Annotated in this window: 23 protein-coding genes; 8 read left to right on the forward strand and 15 right to left on the reverse strand. The window is 55.7% G+C overall.

Annotation, left to right across the window (positions count from 1 at the left end; all coding sequences use genetic code 11):
- Positions 1-158: 158 nt before the first annotated feature.
- Complete coding sequence (locus GOV88_RS19080) at positions 159-932, forward strand: ankyrin repeat domain-containing protein (RefSeq protein ID WP_171241396.1); 774 nt, start codon at positions 159-161, stop codon at positions 930-932.
- Between the two features lie 116 nt (positions 933-1,048).
- On the opposite strand, the gene rplT is transcribed toward GOV88_RS19080, so the two are convergent.
- The 5 genes from rplT to pyk form a co-directional block, all read right to left on the reverse strand.
- Entirely contained in the window at positions 1,049-1,414 is a 366-nt protein-coding gene (gene rplT / locus GOV88_RS19085; protein WP_008756009.1) for a 50S ribosomal protein L20, read from the reverse strand.
- A 14-nt stretch (positions 1,415-1,428) separates the two neighbouring features.
- Positions 1,429-1,629 (reverse strand): 50S ribosomal protein L35, encoded by a 201-nt coding sequence (rpmI, locus tag GOV88_RS19090; protein WP_010443552.1) that lies wholly within the window; start codon positions 1,627-1,629, stop codon positions 1,429-1,431.
- A gap of 182 nt (positions 1,630-1,811) precedes the next feature.
- A complete protein-coding gene (locus GOV88_RS19095) occupies positions 1,812-3,362 on the reverse strand; it encodes a sodium:alanine symporter family protein (protein WP_171241397.1) in 1,551 nt (516 codons plus the stop codon).
- Between the two features lie 13 nt (positions 3,363-3,375).
- A complete protein-coding gene (locus GOV88_RS19100) occupies positions 3,376-3,813 on the reverse strand; it encodes a universal stress protein (RefSeq protein WP_171241398.1) in 438 nt (145 codons plus the stop codon).
- Between the two features lie 234 nt (positions 3,814-4,047).
- Entirely contained in the window at positions 4,048-5,493 is a 1,446-nt protein-coding gene (gene pyk / locus GOV88_RS19105) for a pyruvate kinase (RefSeq protein ID WP_171212658.1), read from the reverse strand.
- Positions 5,494-5,626: 133 nt separating this feature from the next.
- Between pyk and GOV88_RS19110 the strand changes: the two genes are divergently transcribed.
- The 3 genes from GOV88_RS19110 (at position 5,627) to GOV88_RS19120 (ending at position 7,052) form a co-directional block, all read left to right on the forward strand.
- Positions 5,627-6,364, forward strand: coding sequence for an N-formylglutamate amidohydrolase (locus GOV88_RS19110; RefSeq protein WP_171241399.1), 738 nt, complete (start codon positions 5,627-5,629; stop codon positions 6,362-6,364).
- A 59-nt stretch (positions 6,365-6,423) separates the two neighbouring features.
- Positions 6,424-6,663, forward strand: coding sequence for a DUF6868 family protein (locus GOV88_RS19115; protein WP_171126911.1), 240 nt, complete (start codon positions 6,424-6,426; stop codon positions 6,661-6,663).
- Positions 6,664-6,737: 74 nt separating this feature from the next.
- A complete protein-coding gene (locus GOV88_RS19120; protein WP_171241400.1) occupies positions 6,738-7,052 on the forward strand; it encodes a DUF1244 domain-containing protein in 315 nt (104 codons plus the stop codon).
- Positions 7,053-7,096: 44 nt separating this feature from the next.
- Here the strand turns inward: GOV88_RS19120 and GOV88_RS19125 are convergent, their stop codons facing one another.
- The 3 genes from GOV88_RS19125 to dgcN form a co-directional block, all read right to left on the reverse strand.
- Entirely contained in the window at positions 7,097-7,957 is an 861-nt protein-coding gene (locus tag GOV88_RS19125) for a D-amino-acid transaminase (RefSeq protein WP_171241401.1), read from the reverse strand.
- A gap of 10 nt (positions 7,958-7,967) precedes the next feature.
- Positions 7,968-8,933 carry an N-acetyl-D-Glu racemase DgcA gene (dgcA, locus tag GOV88_RS19130; protein ID WP_171241402.1) on the reverse strand — a complete coding sequence of 322 codons (966 nt, stop codon included), beginning with the start codon at positions 8,931-8,933 and terminating at the stop codon, positions 7,968-7,970.
- Between the two features lie 65 nt (positions 8,934-8,998).
- Positions 8,999-10,000, reverse strand: coding sequence for an N-acetyltransferase DgcN (gene dgcN, locus GOV88_RS19135; protein ID WP_171212662.1), 1,002 nt, complete (start codon positions 9,998-10,000; stop codon positions 8,999-9,001).
- Positions 10,001-10,295: 295 nt separating this feature from the next.
- Here dgcN and GOV88_RS19140 point away from each other — a divergent pair, with 295 nt between their 5' ends.
- Positions 10,296-11,258: an L-malyl-CoA/beta-methylmalyl-CoA lyase gene (locus GOV88_RS19140; RefSeq protein WP_171241403.1), complete on the forward strand. Its 963-nt coding sequence runs from the start codon at positions 10,296-10,298 to the stop codon at positions 11,256-11,258.
- Between the two features lie 647 nt (positions 11,259-11,905).
- Here the strand turns inward: GOV88_RS19140 and GOV88_RS19145 are convergent.
- From GOV88_RS19145 to GOV88_RS19160, 4 genes are all read right to left on the reverse strand, one after another.
- A complete protein-coding gene (locus tag GOV88_RS19145) occupies positions 11,906-12,286 on the reverse strand; it encodes a hypothetical protein (RefSeq protein WP_170568694.1) in 381 nt (126 codons plus the stop codon).
- A gap of 114 nt (positions 12,287-12,400) precedes the next feature.
- Positions 12,401-13,579 carry a carbohydrate porin gene (locus tag GOV88_RS19150; RefSeq protein WP_170568695.1) on the reverse strand — a complete coding sequence of 393 codons (1,179 nt, stop codon included), beginning with the start codon at positions 13,577-13,579 and terminating at the stop codon, positions 12,401-12,403.
- Complete coding sequence (locus tag GOV88_RS19155) at positions 13,576-14,340, reverse strand: DUF3299 domain-containing protein (RefSeq protein WP_170568696.1); 765 nt, start codon at positions 14,338-14,340, stop codon at positions 13,576-13,578. The genes GOV88_RS19150 and GOV88_RS19155 overlap by 4 nt, the downstream gene beginning before the upstream one ends.
- 26 nt (positions 14,341-14,366) lie before the next feature.
- Complete coding sequence (locus tag GOV88_RS19160; protein WP_170337131.1) at positions 14,367-15,764, reverse strand: amidohydrolase family protein; 1,398 nt, start codon at positions 15,762-15,764, stop codon at positions 14,367-14,369.
- 132 nt (positions 15,765-15,896) lie between these two features.
- Between GOV88_RS19160 and GOV88_RS19165 the strand changes: the two genes are divergently transcribed.
- Positions 15,897-16,904, forward strand: a complete 1,008-nt coding sequence (locus tag GOV88_RS19165) for an AraC family transcriptional regulator (protein WP_171241404.1) — start codon at positions 15,897-15,899, stop codon at positions 16,902-16,904.
- A 410-nt stretch (positions 16,905-17,314) separates the two neighbouring features.
- Here GOV88_RS19165 and GOV88_RS19170 read toward each other — a convergent pair whose 3' ends face one another.
- From GOV88_RS19170 to GOV88_RS19180, 3 genes are all read right to left on the reverse strand, one after another.
- Entirely contained in the window at positions 17,315-18,532 is a 1,218-nt protein-coding gene (locus GOV88_RS19170) for a hypothetical protein (protein WP_171241405.1), read from the reverse strand.
- Between the two features lie 704 nt (positions 18,533-19,236).
- Positions 19,237-19,815, reverse strand: coding sequence for a PA14 domain-containing protein (locus GOV88_RS19175; protein WP_171241406.1), 579 nt, complete (start codon positions 19,813-19,815; stop codon positions 19,237-19,239).
- A 116-nt stretch (positions 19,816-19,931) separates the two neighbouring features.
- Positions 19,932-20,384 (reverse strand): Lrp/AsnC family transcriptional regulator, encoded by a 453-nt coding sequence (locus GOV88_RS19180; RefSeq protein ID WP_171241407.1) that lies wholly within the window; start codon positions 20,382-20,384, stop codon positions 19,932-19,934.
- A 73-nt stretch (positions 20,385-20,457) separates the two neighbouring features.
- Here GOV88_RS19180 and GOV88_RS19185 point away from each other — a divergent pair, with 73 nt between their 5' ends.
- Together GOV88_RS19185 and GOV88_RS19190 are read left to right on the forward strand one after the other, a co-directional pair.
- Positions 20,458-21,054: a LysE family translocator gene (locus tag GOV88_RS19185; protein WP_171212672.1), complete on the forward strand. Its 597-nt coding sequence runs from the start codon at positions 20,458-20,460 to the stop codon at positions 21,052-21,054.
- A 112-nt stretch (positions 21,055-21,166) separates the two neighbouring features.
- On the forward strand, positions 21,167-22,129 hold the full coding sequence (locus GOV88_RS19190) for an acetyl-CoA carboxylase carboxyltransferase subunit alpha (RefSeq protein WP_171125418.1): 963 nt from the start codon (positions 21,167-21,169) through the stop codon (positions 22,127-22,129).
- The last annotated feature ends 5 nt before the right edge of the window (positions 22,130-22,134 follow it).

Here is a 22,134-nt window from a genome sequence, read left to right on the forward strand (position 1 = left end):
AACCGGCGCTTCATTGCGCCGGTTTTCTTGTGTTTTGACTATATTTCGTAGCACCGGGAACAATTCTACCGAAAATGCACAATCGAATAAGAGCGCAAATATAAGCGCTTTCTTTTTTCCCCTTAAATTCGCCATACTCCGCGCTAGACTGCCGCACCATGGATATCCTTTCTATTCAGCAGCGAATTTCCGACTTTCTCATTAGCCAAATCACCGACGGATCAGGCAACACCGAGGACGCAAAGGCTTTACGGGCGGAACTTGACGCGGCGATTGCCAAATATGGTGACACCATTCCAGAGTTAGGGCAGTTGGCCGCTCAGTTTGACTTGCTAAACGAGAAATCGTTCAGCCAAGACCTCGCAAACCAATTCGCTGAAAAAGCAGTAAAAGAGCATGTACCGGAGCCACTGATTTTTGATGCAATCAGCGACGGCGATCTCGGGGCCGTCGCGGACGCATTGGACCATTGGGAAATCAACGCGACCCACGGAGAATTAGAAGCAACAGCGCTTTATATGGCGATGTCTTGCATGTTTGGCGTGTCGCTGGAGGTCGTTCGCCTTCTTCTGGATCGGGGCGCTGATCCGAAGCTCGGGTTGGGGTCGGACTACAATGTTCTGCACGGACTTGGTTTCGGCAATTGTGACGCAATCGAACGGAATGAACTGACTGAAGTGATCAAACGATGCATGGCCTTGGGCGCAGATATCGAGCAGCGGTCAAAAAATCTGCAATGGACGCCTCTGATCACAGCCGCCTCGGAATGGAACCCGGTGGTCGTCGAAGCACTTATCTTGGCCGGCGCTGACATTCATTCCCGCTCAGGCAAGGTTTCAGATGTTTGCCTGGCGGGTGAAACCGGGCGGTCCTTCGCTGAAGGGCATGCTCCAACACTGGCCGTCTTTGACCGCTACATGACCGAGACCTGATACTCGACGAGCACTGCAACCTTATTTCTCTCGAACCCGCCCGACACGCTAATGCCCCCAAGAAAAAAGCCGCCCCAAATGGGACGGCCTTTCTTTCACTGTCTCTTTTCAGAGGATCAGGCAGCCAGAGCGGCCTGAGCTTTGGCGACGATCGCACCGAACGCTTCCGGTTCGTGTACGGCCAGATCAGCCAGAACTTTGCGGTCCACTTCGATACCGGCCAGGTTCAGACCGTTGATGAAGCGGGAATATGTCAGTGCCTCGTCATGCGAACGGACAGCGGCGTTGATACGCTGGATCCACAGCGCGCGGAAGTTGCGCTTGCGGTTCTTACGGTCGCGGGTTGCATACTGGTTGGCCTTGTCGACGGCCTGACGTGCAACTTTGAAGGTGCTTTTGCGGCGGCCATAGTAACCTTTGGCGGCCTTGATAACCTTCTTGTGACGGGCGTGAGTTACGGTTCCACCTTTAACGCGGGACATCTCTTAATCTCCTCTTAGCGGTCGTAGGGCATGTAGCCCTTGACGATCTTGGCGTCGGGGGCGGACAGGGTGGTGTTGCCACGGGCGTCGCGGATAAACTTTTTGGTCCGCTTAATCATGCCGTGCCGTTTGCCGGCCTGGCCAGCAAGGACCTTACCGGTCGCAGTCACCTTAAAGCGCTTCTTGGCGCTCGACTTGGTCTTCATCTTAGGCATTTCCGTCTCCTTTTTCGGGTTCGGTACAAAACGCGACTCGGCATGCCATCCGGCCGGTCACGCGATCAGAAGCGCCGTTTACGCAAGTTCGATCATACTGGCAAGGGGGTTTTGACCAGAATCTGCGCTTTTCGCAGGGCGGTCAGGTACCGGGGCGACACGCGCCGCCCCGGTAGAAAGACTTAATGGCCGAATTTGCGGATTTCGCCGCTCTTTAACCGGGCTGCGTAGCTAGCCAGTTCCTCGCGCACCACTTTCATCAGGAAGTAGAGCGCAAAGACGTTCACAACTGCCATTGCAAAGATCGCTGCATCCGAGAAGTCGATAACCGGGCCAAGGTTGGCCGCCGCACCGATCACCACGAAAACGCAGAAGATGATCTTGAAGATCAGCTCTTTGGTGTGACCTTCGCCGAACAGGTAGGTCCAGGCCTTGAGGCCGTAGTAGGACCAACTGATCATGGTCGAGAAGGCGAACAGAACCACAGCGATGGCCAACACATAGGGGAACCACCCAAAGGCGCTGGCAAAGGCTGCCGAGGTCAGGCTGACGCCCGAGTTTCCATCGACCGTCGCAATGGCGTTGCCCGATTCGTTCAGCATGTAGTTGCCGGTTGCCGGATCAATGATCAGCTGCTGGGTGATGATGATCACCAGCGCGGTCATCGTACAGATCACAACGGTGTCGATGAACGGCTCCAGCAGGGACACAAAGCCCTCGGTGATCGGCTCTTTCGTCCGCACCGCCGAGTGCGCAATCGCCGCAGAACCAACGCCCGCTTCGTTCGAGAACGCCGCACGGCGGAAGCCCTGGATCAGCGCGCCGACCATACCGCCAGCAACGCCAAGACCGGTAAAGGCACCCGCGAAGATCTGACCAAAGGCCCATCCGATCTGATCTGCGTGCATGATGATGATGACCAGCGCGGCCAATACATACATGACGCCCATGAAAGGTACGACCTTTTCAGTCACACGCGCGATGGACTTCAGGCCACCGACGATCACAGCAAACACGATACCCGCAAAGACCAGACCAGTGATCCACCCCGGATAGTCGCCGACGATGCCCGCGATCTGCTGATGCGCCTGGTTCGCCTGGAACATATTGCCACCGCCCAGCGCACCAAGGATACAGAAGATCGAGAACAAAACCGCAAGGATTTTACCACCGGGCAGACCCAATTCGGCAAAGCCCTTGGACATGTAGTACATCGGACCACCCGAAACCGTGCCGTCCTCGTATTCATTGCGGTATTTGACGCCCAGCGTACATTCGGTGAATTTCGACGCCATACCCAAAAGGCCCGCAACGATCATCCAGAATGTGGCTCCCGGTCCGCCGATCCCGACAGCCACCGCCACACCAGCGATGTTACCAAGACCAACCGTCCCGGACAGAGCCGTTGCCAGCGCTTGAAAGTGGCTGACCTCACCCGCGTCGTTGGGGTCGGAATAGTCGCCTTTGACCAGACTGATCGAATGACCGAAGAACCGAAGCTGAACAAAGGCAAAATACAGCGTGAAAACCGTTGCCGCGACGACCAGCCATCCCACGATCCAAGGGAACCCGGTGCCCGGGAAGGGCGCGAAGATAAAGCTGACAAACGGCCCGGTGAAATCGGCGAAAGCCTGGTTGATTTTGTCGTCCAGCCCCGGTGCATCTTGCGCCAGAGCGGGGCTAGCAAGGAACATGGCAGCTATGGCCAGACCCAAGTGTTTCAACATGTTCATAATCGTCACCCCCTCAATTCACTACAGTGACCGGAACATCGGCATGCATCACAAGGTTCTGCGTTGAACTGCCAAACAGCCGTTTCTTGAACCCGTCAGCCGACGCGCGGCCAACGATGATCTGCGTCCCGCCATTTTCAACTGTGATTGCATTCAGCGTTTCTGCCACATCGCCGTGACGCACGATGCCATGCGCCGTAAACCCGGCGGAGGCCAGCGCATCCACGGCCGGGCTTACGATCCGCGTCGTCGCCAAGTCGACCTCTTCTTCGCGCCGCTTGTGCCGCAACGCGTTTTCTTCAGGTGTTTGGAAAGTGAAAGGGGACCATTCGATAACGTAAACCACCAGCAACTCACACGTTCCGATCCGTTCAGCCAAATCCTTGGCAAAAGCGATCGCACGCTCTCCGGTTTCTGTCCCGTCCAGTCCAATGACAATTTTGGTTGTCATGACGTTCCTCCGATTTTGTTGATTATACCGGGGCCCGTGCCCCCGGCCGGGCAGCCGGAACCTGGAACTTATTGAGTAGACCGCCCTTGCGGATCAGTATCCAAGAAAAACACCAAAAAATAGAGGGGAAACTGAAAGATTCACCCTCCATTTAGATATGCTGTTGCTTTATATATACTTTTTTTGCCCATTTTTTAGGCTATGGGCATTGACTGGGGATCGCTCCCGCTTGGTTCAACCCGGATCAGTGTTGTAGATCAACCGCTCGTCGCAGGGCGCGATACGCAAGATGTTGGTCGTACCCGGCACGTTGAAGGGCACACCCGCCGTGACAACGATCTGGTCCGCTTCGGCTGCAAACCCCCCGGAACGGGCGGCTCGGGCTGCGTTCACCACCGCGCCCTTGAACCGCTCAAGCTCGGGCGTCATCACGCAATGACACCCCCATGTCAGGCACAGGCGGCGGGCCGTACCCGTAGCTGGTGTCAACGCAAGGATCGGAACGGCCGGACGCTCGCGTGCAGTCAGCAAGGCGGTCGTTCCACTTTGCGTAAAGCAGCAGATCGCCTTGATTTCAGTTTTTTCTGCGATCTCTCGCGCGGCGGCAACAATGCCGTCGGCCACAGACGTACCCTTGGCCGAGCGCGAAGACGCGATGATCTGAGAATAAGTTGGGTCTGCCTCAACCTCGATGGCGACTTTATTCATCGTCTGAACCGCCTCGATCGGGTAAGAGCCCGCAGCGGATTCAGCGCTGAGCATGATAGCGTCGGTGCCCTCGTAAATTGCGGTGGCCACGTCCGACACCTCGGCGCGCGTTGGCATTGGGCTTTCGATCATGCTCTCCAGCATTTGCGTCGCCACAATTACCGGCTTGGCCGCACCACGGCATTTCCGAACCAGACGCTTTTGAATCGGCGGCACGGCTGACACCGGCAGCTCGACGCCCAGATCACCCCGCGCGACCATGATACCGTCAGACGCATCAAGGATATCGTCAAATGCTTCAACCGCCGCCGGTTTTTCGATCTTGGACAGGATAGACGCGCGGCCATCAGCCAATGCGCGAGCCTCAAACACGTCCTTCGCGCGCTGCACAAAGCTCAGCGCCAGCCAGTCGACACCCAACTGGCAGACAAATTCCAAATCGTCGCGATCTTTGGCGGACAATGCCGCAAGCGGCAGCACGACGTCGGGTACGTTCACACCCTTGCGGTTTGAAATCGTCCCGCCCACTTCGACAGAGCAGTTAGCGAAGTCCTGCCCACAATCCTGCACGACCAGACGGATTTTACCGTCGTTCACCAAAAGACGCGCACCTGGCTCCAGCGCGGCAAAAATCTCGGGATGAGGCAAGCACACGCGGCTGATATCCCCAGGCTTTGGATCAAGGTCCAGCCGGAAAGCTGCTCCCTCAACCAGTTCTTCCGCATCGTTGGCAAAGACGCCCACGCGCAGTTTCGGGCCCTGAAGGTCGGCAAGGATCGCAATCGGGCTGTCCAGATCCTTCTCTACCTGCCGAATGATCTGATGACGTTCGCGAATTTCATCATGACTGCCATGGCTCATGTTCAGGCGGAACACATCCGCCCCGGCCTCGTGCAGGGCACGAATGGTATCATAATCGTTGGACGCCGGTCCCAGCGTCGCCACGATCTTTACACTTCTCAGGCGTCGCATTGGTCTTGCTCTCCTCACGTCGTCTTTTGGCTTCGCGAAAATGTTATCGCAAACATTGCCGCAGGCTGCTTATTGCGCAATTCCCTTTTCAAAGCAACTGCCCTACACCTGCGACAAACTAGATGACAGGCTTATGACGTATTCTCCGTTTTTTATCCACGGCGCTGATCGCCCGTCGCGCTGGCTGATCACATGCGACCACGCAACCAACACCGTTCCGCCCGATATCAACGGCGGGGACCTCGGCCTGCCGCGCGAGGATATGGAACGTCACATCGCCTATGACGTTGGCGCCTATGAGGTGTCCAAGCATCTGGGCGAGATCCTGAACGCACCCGTCATTGCCGCCAATTTCTCGCGCCTTGTGATCGACCCCAACCGGGGTGAGGATGACCCGACCTTGCTGATGAAGCTCTATGATGGCTCGATCATTCCCAGCAACCGCCACGCCGACAACGCCGAGCGCGAACGCCGCTTGAACATGTGCTATCGCCCATATCACAATGCGCTTGCTGAATTAGCCGCCCTGCCCCACGCGGTGATTGTGTCGATGCATTCATTCACCCGGCAGCTTCGCGGCCGTGATCCGCGCCCTTGGCACGTGGGTGTTCTCCACACCCCGGACGAACGTTTTGCGCGCCCGTTGATCAACCGGCTGCAGGCCGAAGACGATCTGTGCGTCGGCATCAACGAGCCCTATACCGGCGTGCTGCCCGGCGACGCGATCAACAAGCACTGCACGGGATTTGGCCGCCCCAATGCGTTGATCGAGCTACGCAACGACTTGATCGCCGATCATGCAGGACAGCGCGCATGGGCTGAACGGTTGGCGGTTGTTCTGAAGGATGCTTTGGAGGACAGCGACCTTTAAGCGCATGACATTGTGGGGTTCGCCGCCAACCCATATATATCGTGGGAAAGGGGGCGACTATGACTCAGGAATTCCTCACCTCCGTCTTTGGTTGGATGGCCGTGCTCAATATCGCGGTATTGCTGTTTACCACAGCAATGGTCCTGCTTTTGCAGGACTGGATTGCCGGTATTCACGGCAGGATGTTCCAGATGGAACGCCCGGACGTGAAACGGGCCTATTTCAGGTATCTCGCCAACTACAAGATTCTGACATTGATCTTTTGCATCGTCCCGTGGCTGGCGTTGAAACTGGCATGACGTCCTGTTTGTTGAAACATCGCCACCGGACCGCTAGGTCATAGAAAACAAGAGTGTTTACCCGGAGCCAGACCATGGACAAGCAAACCGAAATCGAACTTCAGGCCGCCGCTTTCCGCCGCTTGCAAAAGCACCTGATGGAAGACCGTACCGACGTCCAGAACATCGACATGATGAATCTGGCCGGGTTCTGCCGCAACTGCCTGTCGCGCTGGTATCAAGAAGCCGCCAATGAAAAAGGCATTGAGATGGGCAAGGACGAGGCCCGCCAGATTTTCTACGGTATGACCATGGATGAATGGAAAGCCAATTATCAGACCGAGGCCAGCCCCGAAAAACAGGCCGCCTTCGAGGTCGCCTTTGAAGAAAACGTCGGCAAAAAAGGCTGAGGACATATAGCTAAAAGGCCCGCCATTCCAGCGAGCCTTTTAAATCAGATCGCCGCTTTGCGGCTTTCGTCCAAGTAGATCTCGCGCAGACGCTTTGCAATCGGCCCCGGCGTGCCATCGCCCAGAGCAATCCCGTCAATCTCAACCACTGGCATCACGAAAGCACTGGCCGAAGTGGTAAAGGCCTCATCTGCCTCTTTCGCCTCGTCAATGGTGAACAGACGTTCCTCAACCTCCATCTGCGCCTCAGCCGCCATGCGCAGCACGGCCTTGCGGGTGATGCCGTGCAGGATGTCGTTGGACAAAGGGCGGGTGACGATCTTACCGTTTTTCACGAAGTAAGCATTGTTGCTGGTGCCTTCGGTAACATACCCATCTTCGACCATCCACGCATCATCGCATCCAGCGGCCTTGGCCATCATCTTGCCCAAGGACGGATACAGCAATTGCGTTGTCTTGATGTCGCGACGGCCCCAACGGATATCATCGATCGAGATGATCTTGGCCCCCTTCTGCGCCGCAGGGCTGTCAGCCAGTCCCGGCTTGTTCTGCGTGAACAGAACCAGCGTTGGTTTGGTGTCGGCCGCAGGGAACACAAAATCCCGGTCGCCATCGCTGCCGCGTGTGACCTGCAAATAGATCAAACCCTCGACGATCCCGTTCAGCTCGACCAGTTTGCGGTGAATCTCTAGCAACTCATCCTTGCTGCATGGCTCGGCCATCTGCAATTCGTCCAGCGACCGTTTCAGACGCACCGCGTGGCCTTCAAAGTCGATCAGCTTGCCGTCCAGCACACTGGTCACCTCGTAAACAGCGTCAGCCATCAGGAATCCACGGTCAAAGATCGAGACTTTGGCCTCGGTCTCGGGCAGGTATTCTCCGTTCACGTAAACGGTGCGGGTCATGTTGTTCTCCTCAGCCCCAGAGCGCGCTTGAAGGCGGATGCACTCCGGCGTCATCAAAAATCAGCGGGTTGGTTCGGTCTTCGGCCAGAAGAAGCGGGCCGTCAAGGTCCGTTACCATCGCACCCTGCGCCAATAAGGTCGCAGGGGCCATCGCAAGCGAGCTGCCGACCATACAACCAACCATGACCTTATAGCCTTGGGCCAGCACCTGATCACGCAGGGCCAGCGCCTCGGTCAGGCCGCCGGTTTTGTCGAGCTTTATGTTGACCACGTCGTATTTACCCTTAAGGCCGGGCAGGCTGGCGCGGTCATGACAGGATTCGTCAGCACAGACCGGCACCGGACGCTCCATCCCGATCAACGCGTCATCTTCACCTGCGGGCAAGGGCTGCTCGACCAACGCAACACCCAGACGCACTAGATGCGGGGCCAGATCGGCATAGACGGTGGCAGACCAGCCCTCATTCGCGTCGACAATGATCTGCGCGCCAGGCGCGCCTGCGCGAACGGCCTCAAGACGGGGCATGTCGTCCGGCGTGCCCAGCTTAATCTTCAGCAACGGGCGATGCGCGTTTTGCGCCGCTTGCGCCTGCATCGCCTCGGGCGTGTCCAGCGAAAGGGTATAGGCGGTAATCTCTGGCCCCGGAACCGGCAGACCAGCTAGGTCCCAGGCACGTCTCCCTGCGCGTTTGCATTCCAGATCCCACAGAGCGCAATCCACCGCATTTCGTGCAGCCCCGGCGGGCAACAGGTCCATCAGCGACTGGCGTGTAAATTCGGCTGGCAGGCCCGCGATCTCGGCCTCGACTGACTCCAGCGTTTCGTCATAACGCGCGTAAGGAACACATTCGCCCCAGCCCTGATGCACGCCATCCGACAACCGGACCGTCAGAACCTTCGCCTCGGTCCGCGACCCGCGCGAAATGGTGAACACCTGCGCCAGCCGAAACACATCACGAGAGACCTCTATCTGCACGCGCCTACCCTTTCAGTTTAGTGTCGAAAAGGCCGGCAACAAACGCCAACGGCCCAGCTCTTAGATCACAGCGCGGCTAGCGCATCCACCAATTTACCCGCACCAAACCGATAGGGATCAGTGGCGGGCAGGCCCATCTCGGCCTCAACCTCGTCGATATAGGCCAAAGCGTCCTCTTCGCTTAGGTTCTGCGTGTTGATCGACACCCCGACAACCTGACAGGCCGGATTCGCGATCCGGGCCATCGGAAGGGCGGCGTCGCGCAGTTCAGGCAGCGTTGGCAAAGAATATTCCGGCAAGCCGCGCATATGGGTCCGGGTGGGTTCGTGGCACAGGATCAGCGCATCCGGCTGGCCGCCATGGATCAGCGCCATGGTCACACCAGAATATGACACATGGTAAAGCGAGCCCTGCCCTTCGATGTGATCCCAGTGATCGGCGTCATTCTCGGGCGTCAGATATTCAACCGCACCCGCCATGAAATCGGCGACGACCGCGTCCAGTGGAACGCCCTGCCCGGTGATCAGAATGCCCGTCTGACCGGTGGCGCGGAAGGTGGATTTCATACCCCTCTTGCGCATCTCGGCATCCATCGACATCGCGGTATACATCTTGCCTGCTGAACAATCGGTGCCAACGGCCAGACAGCGCTTGCCTGCGCGCTTACGACCGTTTGCAATCGGATACCCAACGGTCGGCACCCGCACATCATGCAACGTGCAACCATGAGTCTGAGCAGCCGCGACCAGATCGCCCTCATCACGCAGCAGGTTGTGCAGGCCGGACGCCAGATCATAGCCCATCTCCAGCGCTTCGATCAGCACCTTCTTCCACGCCGCGCTGATCACACCGCCGCGATTGGCAACGCCGATCACCAACGTCTTTGCCCCGGCTGCCTTGGCTTCGGCAAGCGTCATATCCGTCATGCCAAGATCGGCCTTACAGCCGTCCATTCGGTATTGACCCACGGCGTTCTCCGGCCGCCAGTCGCGAATTCCGATGGCAACCTTTGCCGCCAACTGGTCGGGCGCATCGCCCAAAAACAACAGATACGGTGTCTCGATCATAGCGGTGCACTCCTTTGATTCCGGCGCAGATTATTGAAGCAACCGAACGAGTGTTTCGCGTTTTCCCGCAAGGACGCCGGGTCGCGAGGGATAATTTTGCGTAATTTTTACCTGACGCGCAAAATCATCCCAAGTTTTCAAAGTGATTAAACTTTAACCTCCAGCGACGCAGCGTATTACGGTGAATGCTGCGATTGCATTGCCGCATCTGCACAAAGACGCTTGCGCAGCACCGCGCAATTTAATACCTCAAGAGGCAAGAAAATCGCAATTTCCTTTCTTGCACGAGGTCCAGATGAGCTTTCGCATCCAACCCGCCGCCCCCGCGCGCCCCAACCGCTGCCAATTGTTCGGGCCGGGATCAAACACCAAACTGTTCCCGAAAATGGCCGCGTCTGCAGCCGATGTGATCAATCTGGACCTTGAGGACTCGGTCGCACCTAGTGACAAGGATGCAGCCCGCGCCAATGTAATCGAAGCGCTGAACACCATCGACTGGGGCGGCAAGTATATGTCCGTCCGCATCAACGGGCTGGACACACCTTACTGGTACCGTGACGTGGTTGATCTGCTGGAACAGGCAGGCGATCGTCTGGACCAGATCATGATCCCTAAAGTCGGATGCGCAGCAGATGTCTACGCTGTAGACGCGCTGGTCACAGCGATCGAGCGCGCCAAGGGCCGCACCAAGCCCGTCAGCTTTGAGGTCATCATCGAATCCGCCGCAGGCATCGCCCATGTAGAGGAAATTGCGGCCTCTTCGCTCCGTATGCAGGCCATGAGCCTCGGTGCTGCGGACTTTGCCGCCTCGATGGGGATGCAGACCACCGGCATCGGTGGCACGCAGGAAAACTATTACATGCTGCGCGAGGGCGAAAAGCACTGGTCTGATCCGTGGCACTGGGCGCAGGCCGCCATCGTCGCCGCTTGCCGCACCCATGGCGTGTTGCCCGTGGATGGGCCGTTCGGCGATTTCTCGGATGACGAAGGCTATATCGCGCAGGCCAAACGCTCGGCCACTTTGGGCATGGTCGGCAAATGGGCGATCCATCCCAAGCAGATCGCGCTGGCCAATCAGGTCTTCACCCCGTCGGACGAGGCCGTGTCCGAGGCCCGCGAAATCCTTGCTGCGATGGAACAGGCAAAGGCCAACGGCGAAGGCGCAACGGTTTACAAGGGGCGTCTGGTAGACATCGCGTCGATCAAACAGGCCGAGGTCATCGTGGCGCAGGCTGAATTGATCGCCGCAAACGGTTGAAACTGAAAAGGCGCCCCGAAGGGCAAGGCCTTGTGGTAAAATGTTGATGGGAGGTCAAAGTGGCCTCCCATTTCTGCTTCAAGGTTGAATTCGAATTTCAAACGGCATCCAGCTCGCCCAAATCAATGTTCTTACCGCTCTTTAGCAGTTCCATTGCTTGCTTGTCAGATTTCATGAACAGCGTCTCTAGACCGTTGTTAGAAGGGTAATGTGCGGCTCTTTGCTTAATCCCCCTCTAAGCGATTTTCGGATAAGCAGCCGTTCAGGCAAAGCGCAGCGGAGCCAACGAGAGAGCCCAAAATTGACTGATGCTGCGCGAAACTCCAATGACAGCAATGCGCAGAAAGCAGACTTTGCAAAGTCCGGTTGACCACATTGTCCACCAAAGGCGACAGTTCTGCTTCGCGACTGGGCTATACATAGCCCTCAAAGCGTATTGTTTGCGGGACTTCAGTTGCACCGTTTTCCTGAGCGAGTAGGGCGCGTGCTGACGAAAAGGTAGCAAGCGCAAAAAGAACAAGAAGGGCCTTTATCATCGTAGCGCCTCGGATCCGGGTTTTGAACTTGGGCCGGGGTTCACAAATGATCGCCCCGGCCAGCGTCAGGGCAAACGAGGTAGTTCTTGCCCTGAAACATCGTACTTTCGCCTAATTTAGAAGATCACCGACGATGCCGACGGCATCGACCACGGTAGACAGGTCATTCGTAACTTCGAGGACTTCGTCATCGACCAGAATGTAGCGGTTTCCTTTGCCCGGCTCCCCAAGCTTCCATTTGGAAAGGTCCCCAATATCCTCGAACTCCAGGTCAGATGGGAGCTTGGCACCGCGCGTGTAGCGCTTGATCTGTCCAGGTGGTACAGCTTTTGGGCCTATGCCGGGTTTGTCTTCTATCTGAATGCTGACATCACCGTTCTTGCCCCCCTTGTTCGGCTTTTTACCCTTGTTGTCTTTGGCATGGGCATCGCTGCCTCCAAGGATGAAAAACACAACTGCTAAGGCTGCAAGAATTCCGTATGCAATCTTCATAGATTGTTCCTTTGCTTCCCAACTTCATTCGACCGGCGTTGAAAATTCCGGCACGCGCTTGATCTCTCTTAGTTGCCCTTTGGCACACCCCTTAGTGACTGCCTTCACCCCGCATTAGAAAACGATCCGGGTTCTTAGACCGAACAGGGTAATCCGGTCCTGATCGGGATTTAGAAGCGGGTCGGAAATGAATTGTACCGATGGCGTGATCTGCAGTCCGGGTGAGATTGAAAAGCGGTAGAAAGCTTCAAGCGTGAACTGATCGCCATCTATGCCTCTTGCTTCGGCCCAGTTTAGGCCCAGACCGGCCAAATCGGTGTTGCGACCATAGTAACCGAGACCGGCAGAAATCGACCGTTCATAAAGCGCTGCGGTTCCCTTAGAGGCCCCTGCACGGAAGAACGGCATCCATTTATTGTCAACAAACCATGCGGCGGAAAACGCTGCGCCGTAATCTTCTGCTCGACTGCCATCGTCAGCCGCATCCGCATGCCAGAGGGTCAGATGGATATTGTCGAAGTAGATGCGATCAAAGTCGGACGTGTACCCAAGTTCGAGCGACTTGAAGAGATTGCCGTCGCTAAACACATCAAAGTTTGGATCGGACGGGTCGGCGTTTGCGTCTGATACGCTGGCAACGGCGTAGAGGTTCTCGCTCAGCTTTACCCCACCGGCAATACCAAGGCCTTGGTTGGGCGTGTTGATTGTCGGGTTGGTATTGAAAGACAGGTTTTGAAAACCACTGTAGGGGCTTACCAACCCGTAGATATCCACAAAGTCCGTTACATCAATCTGGCCGACTTGCAGCGCCCACGACCCATTCTCAGCCCTTTGGGTCCAGAACAAATTGGTCAGAAGCAAACCGTTGTCATTGAAGGCTGTTCCCGTGATTGAAAGGGCTCCGCCATCCAGCCCGAGAAATTGCGGAGCAACGTCAGTATAACTGTGCCTGTCTTCGATCTTGAATGTCAGAGACCCCCGTTCAGTTGCCTGCCAACTGCCGTAGAACCGCGCAATTCCGCTGGCTGCTTCGCCGGTTCCCAGATCAGCATCCGTGGTTTGGCCCAATGCCAGGTAGTCAATGTTGAACCGAAAACCACCCTCAGCCAGTCGGTCTTTCCACTGAAACCAACCCGGTGCGATGTTGCGTGGAAAATCGGAACGATATTGCGGATCGGTGAGCCCGTCTCCGGGCGCAAGATCGGCTTCGACTGAAGATGGCCCGGATAGTCCCTGAGCCGACGCTGCGCCAGCAAATGCAAGGCTCAATGCGGCAACCAGAAGTCTTATCATTTTGACGCCTGTGCCCCACCGGTCTTGCGATTTCCTGCCGCGCGGATGCGATCAGCAGCACGCTGCTTCCATTCCAACCTGTCTGCCTCGGTTTCCAGAGTTTCGACACGTTCCGCCTCTAGCTGGAAAGTCGCATTCATAGGCATGAGGCCATCCACAACCATCATATTGTGAACGGAAGGATCGATAGTCAGCGTGCCTGTCAGCCGAACGGGTTCGTGGAAATAGCTAGGCGCCCAGTCCCCGTTCAACCGCACACGGATCATCTGGTTAGGCGGAGGTGGAGGCACGTGGCTGCACATCCCTCTTTCTGGCACCAAATACGCCACAGGTCGACCGTCCGGATCGCTTGGAGCAGGAATGGCAAAGCCCGCGAGTGTGATTGTTCTGCCGTCGAATTGCGGGTTTCCGCTCGTTCCAGCCTTTCTTCGACGTTCAGTCACAACCTCGCGCTGATCGAGTAACCAGTCGACGTCAATTCCGTCTGACACCAAGGCGTCTTCGGTCTCTGCTAAAAGCAATTGCCATTTCTGCCGTTCTTCGGCGCTGCCAACCTCCTGCTGCAACCTGCCGCGTATACGCACAACGAAAAGAACATCGTCGAACTGTTCGGGGCTGAGTTCACGATAGGGGTCATCAAAGACCTGCGCAGACGGATCTGGCAGATCTGCCCAGTCCAACGCGGTTCCAGGCGTCGCCGCAGCATCATAACCGCACAAAACCAACCCTGCAAATACTGCGGAGCAAAACCAATTTCGCATGAATGCTCTCCGGCTGCTTTATCTGGTCAATCCAGTGTGTTTTTGTAGATCACACCGTCCTTCATGATCAGGCGGATTGTTTCCGGGCTGTCCGGCCTCGGGTCCGCACCGAACCACTGATCGCCTGTTCCAACGACAGAGAAGTCTTCGAGGGGGTTGCCGTCTATCAGCAGGATGTCGGCATAGGCGCCTTCTTCGATCACACCCAGTTTGCCTTCCGGATAGGGGTTCATGAAATCACCGCTAAGTGCCGCGATCTCGCCACCTACCGAAGTTAGGGTTACCATCGACGCATAGGGGCCGAAGAAATGGTTATTCAGATGTTTCTCGTAGGCGATCTGGATGTTGCACGCTTCGACCGAGCCGACGCAATCGGTTTGGAAACCGCGCGGCGCCGGGCATTCCTTCATACTTGGAATGTAGGCTTCGAAGGTCGCCGAGGCCGATTTGGCCTTCCTCAAACTGTTGGGGTTGTTTTTCACGGAAGGAACATCAAGTAGGCCTGGATCAAATGCTGTGATGTTCGTCGTGATGTACGCTCCTTTTTCTTTCATCAAAGCAGAAATCTCGCAGTCAAAGTGAAATCCGTGTTCAATGGTTCTGACCCCTGCATTCAGGGCATTGATGATCGCTTCTTTGCGGTAGGAATGTGCCATGACATAGGTGCCGTACTCGTTGGCAACCTGAACAGCGGCCTCGATCTCTTCTTTCGAACCGGCGAGCAACTGCCATGGATCGAATGCCGAAATCACCCCACCTGATTGCATGAACTTCAATTGCGTGGCACCCATGCGCAGGTTGTTGCGGCCATACATGTAAATTTCGTCAACACCGTTGACCTGTTGGGCCATATTCAGAGTCCCAAAGTTGGTCACCCCACCCGGCGGAGATGTGAAGGATGCGAAATCGGCGTGACCACCACGTGTTCCGAGAAATGCCCCGGAAGGATAAAAGCGGGGGCCGACGATCTGGCCGGCGTCAATTGCGCGCCGCAGCCCGCCGCCAGCGCCCCCGGCATCGCGAACGGTCGTGAAGCCCTGCATCAGGTACATTTCGGCCATCCGGGTCCCGTGGATGGCGAAATCCTCCCAGGTCGAGTTGGTTTCCATCTCGGCAATCGATGGCCCCATGAGCATCAGGTGCGCGTGATTCTCTATAAAGCCCGGTGTCAGAGTGCGCCCACCGCCGTCGATAACCGTCGCGCTCGGCGCATCAATGGCATCGGTTGAGACGGACTTGATCAGATTGCCCTCGACCAGAACACTGGCATTTTCAATGCGTTGCTCATTCACACCGTCGAAGACATGCACGTTGGTAAACAGCGTTTGGGGTTCTTCTTGATCCTGAGCCTGCGCGGTCGCCGAAAAAGAAAGAACTGCCGCGACAATTGCCGTCGAGCAAAGAGACATTCGTAAGCCGGACATAAGTACTCCCTTCATATTCATGTTTTGCCAACTATAGTCTGGAATTCATTGGCTCGGTTGCCCCTTTTGAATTAGGATGTACGAATGTGACTGCAAAAATGGCCACTTCTTAAAGCTAATCCAACAAGGGTTATGAGCTTGCCTTTCAACTCCACCTCCCGAGAGCGTAGCGAGGGCTTTGTTCGCCTCTCTTTAGCCGCTCCCTTTCTGCAATATCTCACCGAACGTAAGATCAACCCGCAACCAGCATTGGATCAGGTCGGCTTGAAAGCTGAACTGATGACTAACCCATCCGTGTTCGTTCACTCCGAGTTGGTTTACGGCTTGGTAAATGCTTTCTCAGAAGTATCAGGGGATCGATACCTAGGACTGAATGTAGGGGAAGCGTTTGACCTACAAGGATGGCCGCCCTTCGCTCAAGCCTTGCAATCTACAAAAACGCTGTTCGAGTTTTTTACCCGCTTTGTTGAGCTCGTGCCGCAGGAGTCCAATTCTGTGCGGCACAGCCTTGTCATTGAAGCAGACAAAGCGACTTATCGTATCGAGAGGCAACAGGAACCAACCGTCCCACCCATTCAGGTGACCGGTTTTGGTGCCGCAATCTATGTACGCCTATTGCAGACCGTCGTCGGAGAGTCCTGGGACTCTTCCCGTGTGCGATGGGAAAGCAGATACATCAATGGGCTGCCTATCGACTACAAAGGGATCGAGGTTGGCCTTGGGACTGATCCCGGAATGCAAATTAGTTTTCCTGTGGAATGGTTGTTTTTGCACCACGTCTCTGAGGGTTCTGCCAAGCCCATAGCATCACTTCGACAAGATGAAGAAGTAACCGTGGTGGCAGCTTTGCGATCTGTCTTACGCGACAAACTGGATGAAACCGATTTGGGACCAGAGATGGTGGCTGGAATGCTGGGAATACAACCGGAACGGTTTCTGAAAGCGCTTCAAAAACAAGGCACAACGCTACCGCGCGAAATCAAACGGCTGCGTATCGATGTCGCCAAGGAGCACCTCACAGATGATAATATGACAATTGCAGAGATTGGTCTGATGCTCGGCTATTCCGACAAGTCTCATTTCACTCGCTTTTTCCGAGGTCAGACCGGAATGACACCGACCAAGTTCCGAAGCAAGTAAATGTGGTCGAGCCAAATGAACGCTTCGAAGATTAGGTCCTCGTGGGATCAGTTCGGAGAAGTTGTAGTGCGACGTTGAACAGGTTAGTCGACGACATGAATGGTTGGTTGCCACCGCCGATACAACCTCTGCAACTGGCCGTTTCGTTGTGTATTTCGGAGTTAGCAAAGCTTGGTTGCGAAGGTCCGCTTCGGGCTGAGACCGGTCCTCAACAACCATTGAGCCTATGGCAACTTTGTCCGCGTCTTTCCAATTCGTGGACCGTGCAGCGAAGGTCAGCTCTGGTGCCGTTTCAGAGTTCTGTAAACAGTTGAAAGCCATCAGGGCGGTCAGTTTGTGGATACCAGTCGCGATAACCCAATCGAAGTTTTTGGCATTTCGCTACTTAGAACACTGGGTCGCTTGACGTGTTAAAACGCAAATAGGTCTCGCTCATAAACAAAACCCTTGGCGAGCCCAATCTTCATGGCTGGTGTATCCTTAGCTTTGTTCATCAGGTTCGTATAGTTGTGGGCAAACCTCAGAATATCGACCATTTTCGAAACCATGACGGGGTTGTAATATTGCTTATAGTACCAGAGCCGACCGCGTCCAGAAGATACCAGACCGCGTTCAAAACCCATGATCTTCGTTCTGGCCCGCGCATGATACATATCAACGGGATGAGTCCCGGACCTCACAGCGAACTGGGCAATTTGAGTATAGTTCAAGTCATTTGGGTTCGTTTTGAAGATTACGCGCTTCTCAGGTTCATTGATGAAATGGAACGGATATAGCAGCCCCTCATCCCTGCTTTCTCGTTCGCCGAAATAATTCATCAATTCGTGCAGATAGTCCTCTGGCGGGCGTTGCTGCAATAAGGAGCGCACTAAAACTTCCATGACACCGTCTTGCTTCCTGGGTGACACCGGATCGCCTGTACCCAGAACGACGTTTGAGCGATCAAGAGCTCTCTGAAGTCTGCTGTATTCCTTGTTTCCTTCTGCGACCAACGCCTTTCGCTGGTCCGTAACCAGATATTTCGTAATTGCGATATCCGCAATTCTGACACGCTTGGCCTTTACTTCATTTGCAAATACAGCTGCGTATGCAGCAGAAAGGCCAGCATCACGGTCAGTTGAAAAATTCAACTTTGCATACTTGCTCCCCAGCTTTTTCTTGACCAGCATGATATGGGCGAATTCAGCTGCGTCCTGTCTTACCCTTGCTGCTTTCTCCAGAAGCTTCACATCTTCCTCGGATGCCGTGAAGGCTCCCTTCTCCGTCCCGCCTCGGGACTTGTTCAAAGCATCATGCTTATCACGCAGATTTTTTAAGTATTCGGTCGCAAACCAGACCCTCGCATTTTCTCTCATTGAGCGGGGCTTTTCTAGGTCACCTACAATTTCCATGACCTTTTCAATTGCCGCTGGCTGAACGTCGGGATCTACATCTGTTGTAGAGGCGACCACGTAATTACTGTCACGCGCGACAGTGCAGATATGGCGAACTTCAACAGCCTTTCGAACTCCCCTGTCCGGCCAATTTACCTGAAGAATTTGCGTATCAGTGGCGAAGTAGGGTGATTGACCCGCAATGGCACTTGGTAACAGCCTTTCTCGTTCGGCAGCAAAGGCTTGGCACTGCACATGAATAAAGTCGATCTTGCGGTAAACTTCTGCCGGCTAGACATCCAGTGTCCGGCAAATCGCAGAGATCGTCATTCCATTAACAATACTCCTCAGAACTTTCCCATTCAGATCGTTGCGGAAATGACGTCTGCTTGACTTACCCAAAGAGAAGGTTTTCTTGCAAGCTTTACATTGAAACCTCGGGTCGCCCTTTGCGGTCTTGCCAAACTTTCTGTAGCGGCTAGGCATAAGTGAAATTGTCGCCCCATGATTGATACACGCAACACTTGGACAACTTTCACGTTTTGTTCTCCTATGCAGTCGAGACAGTCTCGCATACTCTTCGAAAATAGCCTTGTTGGATTTTACGATGCTGGATCGGTCGCAAGCGGGGCAAACAAAGGTTCGCTCATCACCAGAACCGATTACGCGGCCTCGTCCGATGTTCGAACCTGGTTGGGAGCGTCGACCTCGACCATCCCTGCGGTCGGGTAGAACGCCGAACATTTCGCAAACTGGGTTGCGACAAAAATTGACTGAATAGCCGCCAACAAGCCGAGGTAGGCGATATCGCTCCTGCCTCGCAGCTTTTTGCGAGAGGTCCGACAAGTTAGGCAAACAACATCCCCTTAATATTCAACGAAAACACCCAGCAGGCTTGCCGCTGGGTGGGATATCGTCAACATTTAGCTACAAGGCCTTGCCCGAAGGGCGCCTTTTTCTTAACGGCCAAAGACGTCGTTGGGGGTCCAGGTGAACCGCTCGCCTTTCTTGCCCCATTTCATCATCAGGCAAGACGTTCCGTATTTCTGAAAATACTTGATCTTCAGGGGGTACCATCCAGGCTGCGGGACTTCGACCTCGGTCCTCTGGTTTGCATCGCAACCCTGACGACCATTGAAATACCCGATCTGCTGCCCGCCGACCCAAGCGTCGATCCCGTCATTGGACCATGTCTCAAGCTCGTAGACACCGGGCGCGTTGAACTTGATATACCCGGTGATCTCAGCCGCGACGTTGAACGCTTCGTTGAACGTCAGCACCGGGTCGCCTTCTGACGTATCGCGGTAGTCCAACCCGCGCAACGGCTGACCCGGCTTGGCCTTTTTCAGCAGAAAATCAACCTTGGACAGGTTTTGGATCTTGCGTGGAGGATTACCCTCCCATGCATATTTCACGTTAAGCCCCGCTTTTGGACTGGGCTGGGGGCTGGCAGGTTGCAGCTTGAGCGGCGCTGTCATGGCCGCACCGGCAATCATCGCGAATACTGCGACGAGCGCCCCTGTTCTGAAGAGTTTCATTTTCTCCTCCCTGAGAGTCATCCCGCGGGGTATGTTCCCCGTCAAATTAGGTCATTAACTGACACTAGGGTGTGAAAATTAACCCCGCAAGACGGTTAAACATCACAATCGCAAGGCTAAGCACGCATATCTTTGGGCGAATCCATGACGACATAAGACGTAATCGACGTGACATGGGGCAGCGTTCCCAGCACATCCGTATGAAAGGTCTTATATGCCGGAAGGTCTGCGCATTCGACGCGCAGCAGGTATTCTATGGTGCCAGTGATGTTGTGACACTCAACCACTTCGGGGGCACGCTGAAGGGCGCGCTCGAACCCTTCTTGCGCGGCTTTGGTATGTTCACCCAGCCCCACGCCGATATAAGCCACGAACCCCACTCCAACCGCCGCCGGATTCAGCACCGCGCGATATCCGGCGATCACCCCTGAACGCTCCAACTCTTGCACTCGGCGCAGGCAGGCAGACGGGGAAAGCCCGACACGTTCGGCCAGATCCAGATTGCTGATCCGTCCATTACGCGAAAGCTCGTGCAATATTTGCTGATTTATTTGATCTATCTTGGTCATTGATTGCAAAACTATGACAATCACGCATAAAAACGCAATTTCATTTGCCCAATACGCAGCAATTATCCCCTTCATGACTTATGAGATTCTTCTGGCCCTGATCACGTTTGCCTTTGTTTCGTCCATTACACCGGGACCAAACAACCTGATGCTGATGGCATCGGGTGCGAACTTTGGCTTTCGCCGGACAGTCCCGCACATGTTGGGGATCGGATTGGGCTTTACGGTGATGGTTCTGCTTGTCGGGGCCGGATTGGTGCAGGTCTTTGATCGGTTCCCAATCAGCTATACGATCCTGAAAACCGCCTCGGTCCTTTATCTGCTGTTTCTTGCCTGGAAGGTCGCCCATGCAGCGCCGGCCAAGGCGGGGGCGACCTCGGGCACGCCGATGACCTTTTTACAGGCCGCAGCTTTTCAATGGGTCAACCCTAAGGCATGGGTCATGGCCCTGACCGCCACAACCGCCTACACGCCCGAGCAGACTCTGAACGCCATCGTTGTCGTTGCGTTGGTCTTTGGCGCGGTGAACCTGCCCTCGGTCAGTACGTGGACGGTTCTGGGGCAACAGATGGCACGCGTGTTAACCAACCCGAAACGCTTGTCGGTGTTCAACTGGACCATGGCGATATTGTTGGTGGCTTCGCTGTACCCCGTTCTATGGCCAGCGTAACCGGCTTCTTGGCGAAGAAATCTGACGGCAACAAAGGCCGATCGCATTGCCCGAGTTGCATCCGGCGCGACGTCAGGTCATATAGCAGGGAAATTCCGCGTTGAGAGGCGTCATGACCCAGTATCTGGATTTCGAAAAACCCCTGGCCGAGATTGAAGGCAAGGCCGAGGAATTGCGCGCGCTGGCCCGCGCCAACGAAGAGATGGACGTGGCCGAAGAAGCCGCCGCACTGGACGCCAAGGCCGCCAAGCTGCTGGACGAGCTTTACGCGGATCTGACCCCGTGGCGCAAATGTCAGGTGGCACGGCACCCTGAACGCCCACATTGTCAGGACTACGTCAAGGAACTGTTCACCGAATTCACTCCGCTGGCCGGGGACAGAAACTTTGCCGACGATCTGGCCGTGATAGGTGGTCTAGCGCGCTTCAACGACCAGCCGGTCATGGTGATCGGGCACGAAAAAGGCTCGGACACCAAGTCGCGGATCGAACGGAATTTCGGCATGGCCCGGCCCGAAGGATACCGCAAAGCCGTCCGACTGATGGAAATGGCAGGGCGGTTTGGGCTGCCGGTCATCACCCTTATCGACACGGCTGGGGCCTACCCCGGCAAAGGCGCGGAAGAGCGCGGCCAGTCCGAAGCGATCGCCCGCTCAACCGAGATGTGCCTGAAAATCGGCGTACCTTTGGTTTCGGTCATCATAGGCGAAGGCGGCTCGGGCGGGGCGGTGGCGTTTGCCACGGCAAACCGCGTGGCGATGCTGGAGCATTCGGTTTACTCGGTCATCTCGCCCGAAGGCTGCGCGTCGATTCTGTGGAAAGATTCGGAAAAGATGCGCGAAGCGGCAGAGGCCCTGCGCCTGACCGCGCAAGACCTTTACAAACTGGGCGTCTGCGACCGTATCATCACCGAACCTAAAGGTGGCGCTCATCGTGATCGCGCCTCTGCGGTTGACTCGGTTCGCGCAGCGATTGCCGCAATGCTGAACGAGCTGGACGGCAAAGACGCGGCCGCTCTGATCCGCGACCGCCGTCAAAAATTCCTCGATATCGGTTCCAAAGGGCTGGCCGCGTAACGCGC

The sequence above is a fragment of the Ruegeria sp. HKCCA5491 genome (assembly GCF_013034565.1).
Classification (GTDB): Bacteria; Pseudomonadota; Alphaproteobacteria; order Rhodobacterales; family Rhodobacteraceae; genus Ruegeria.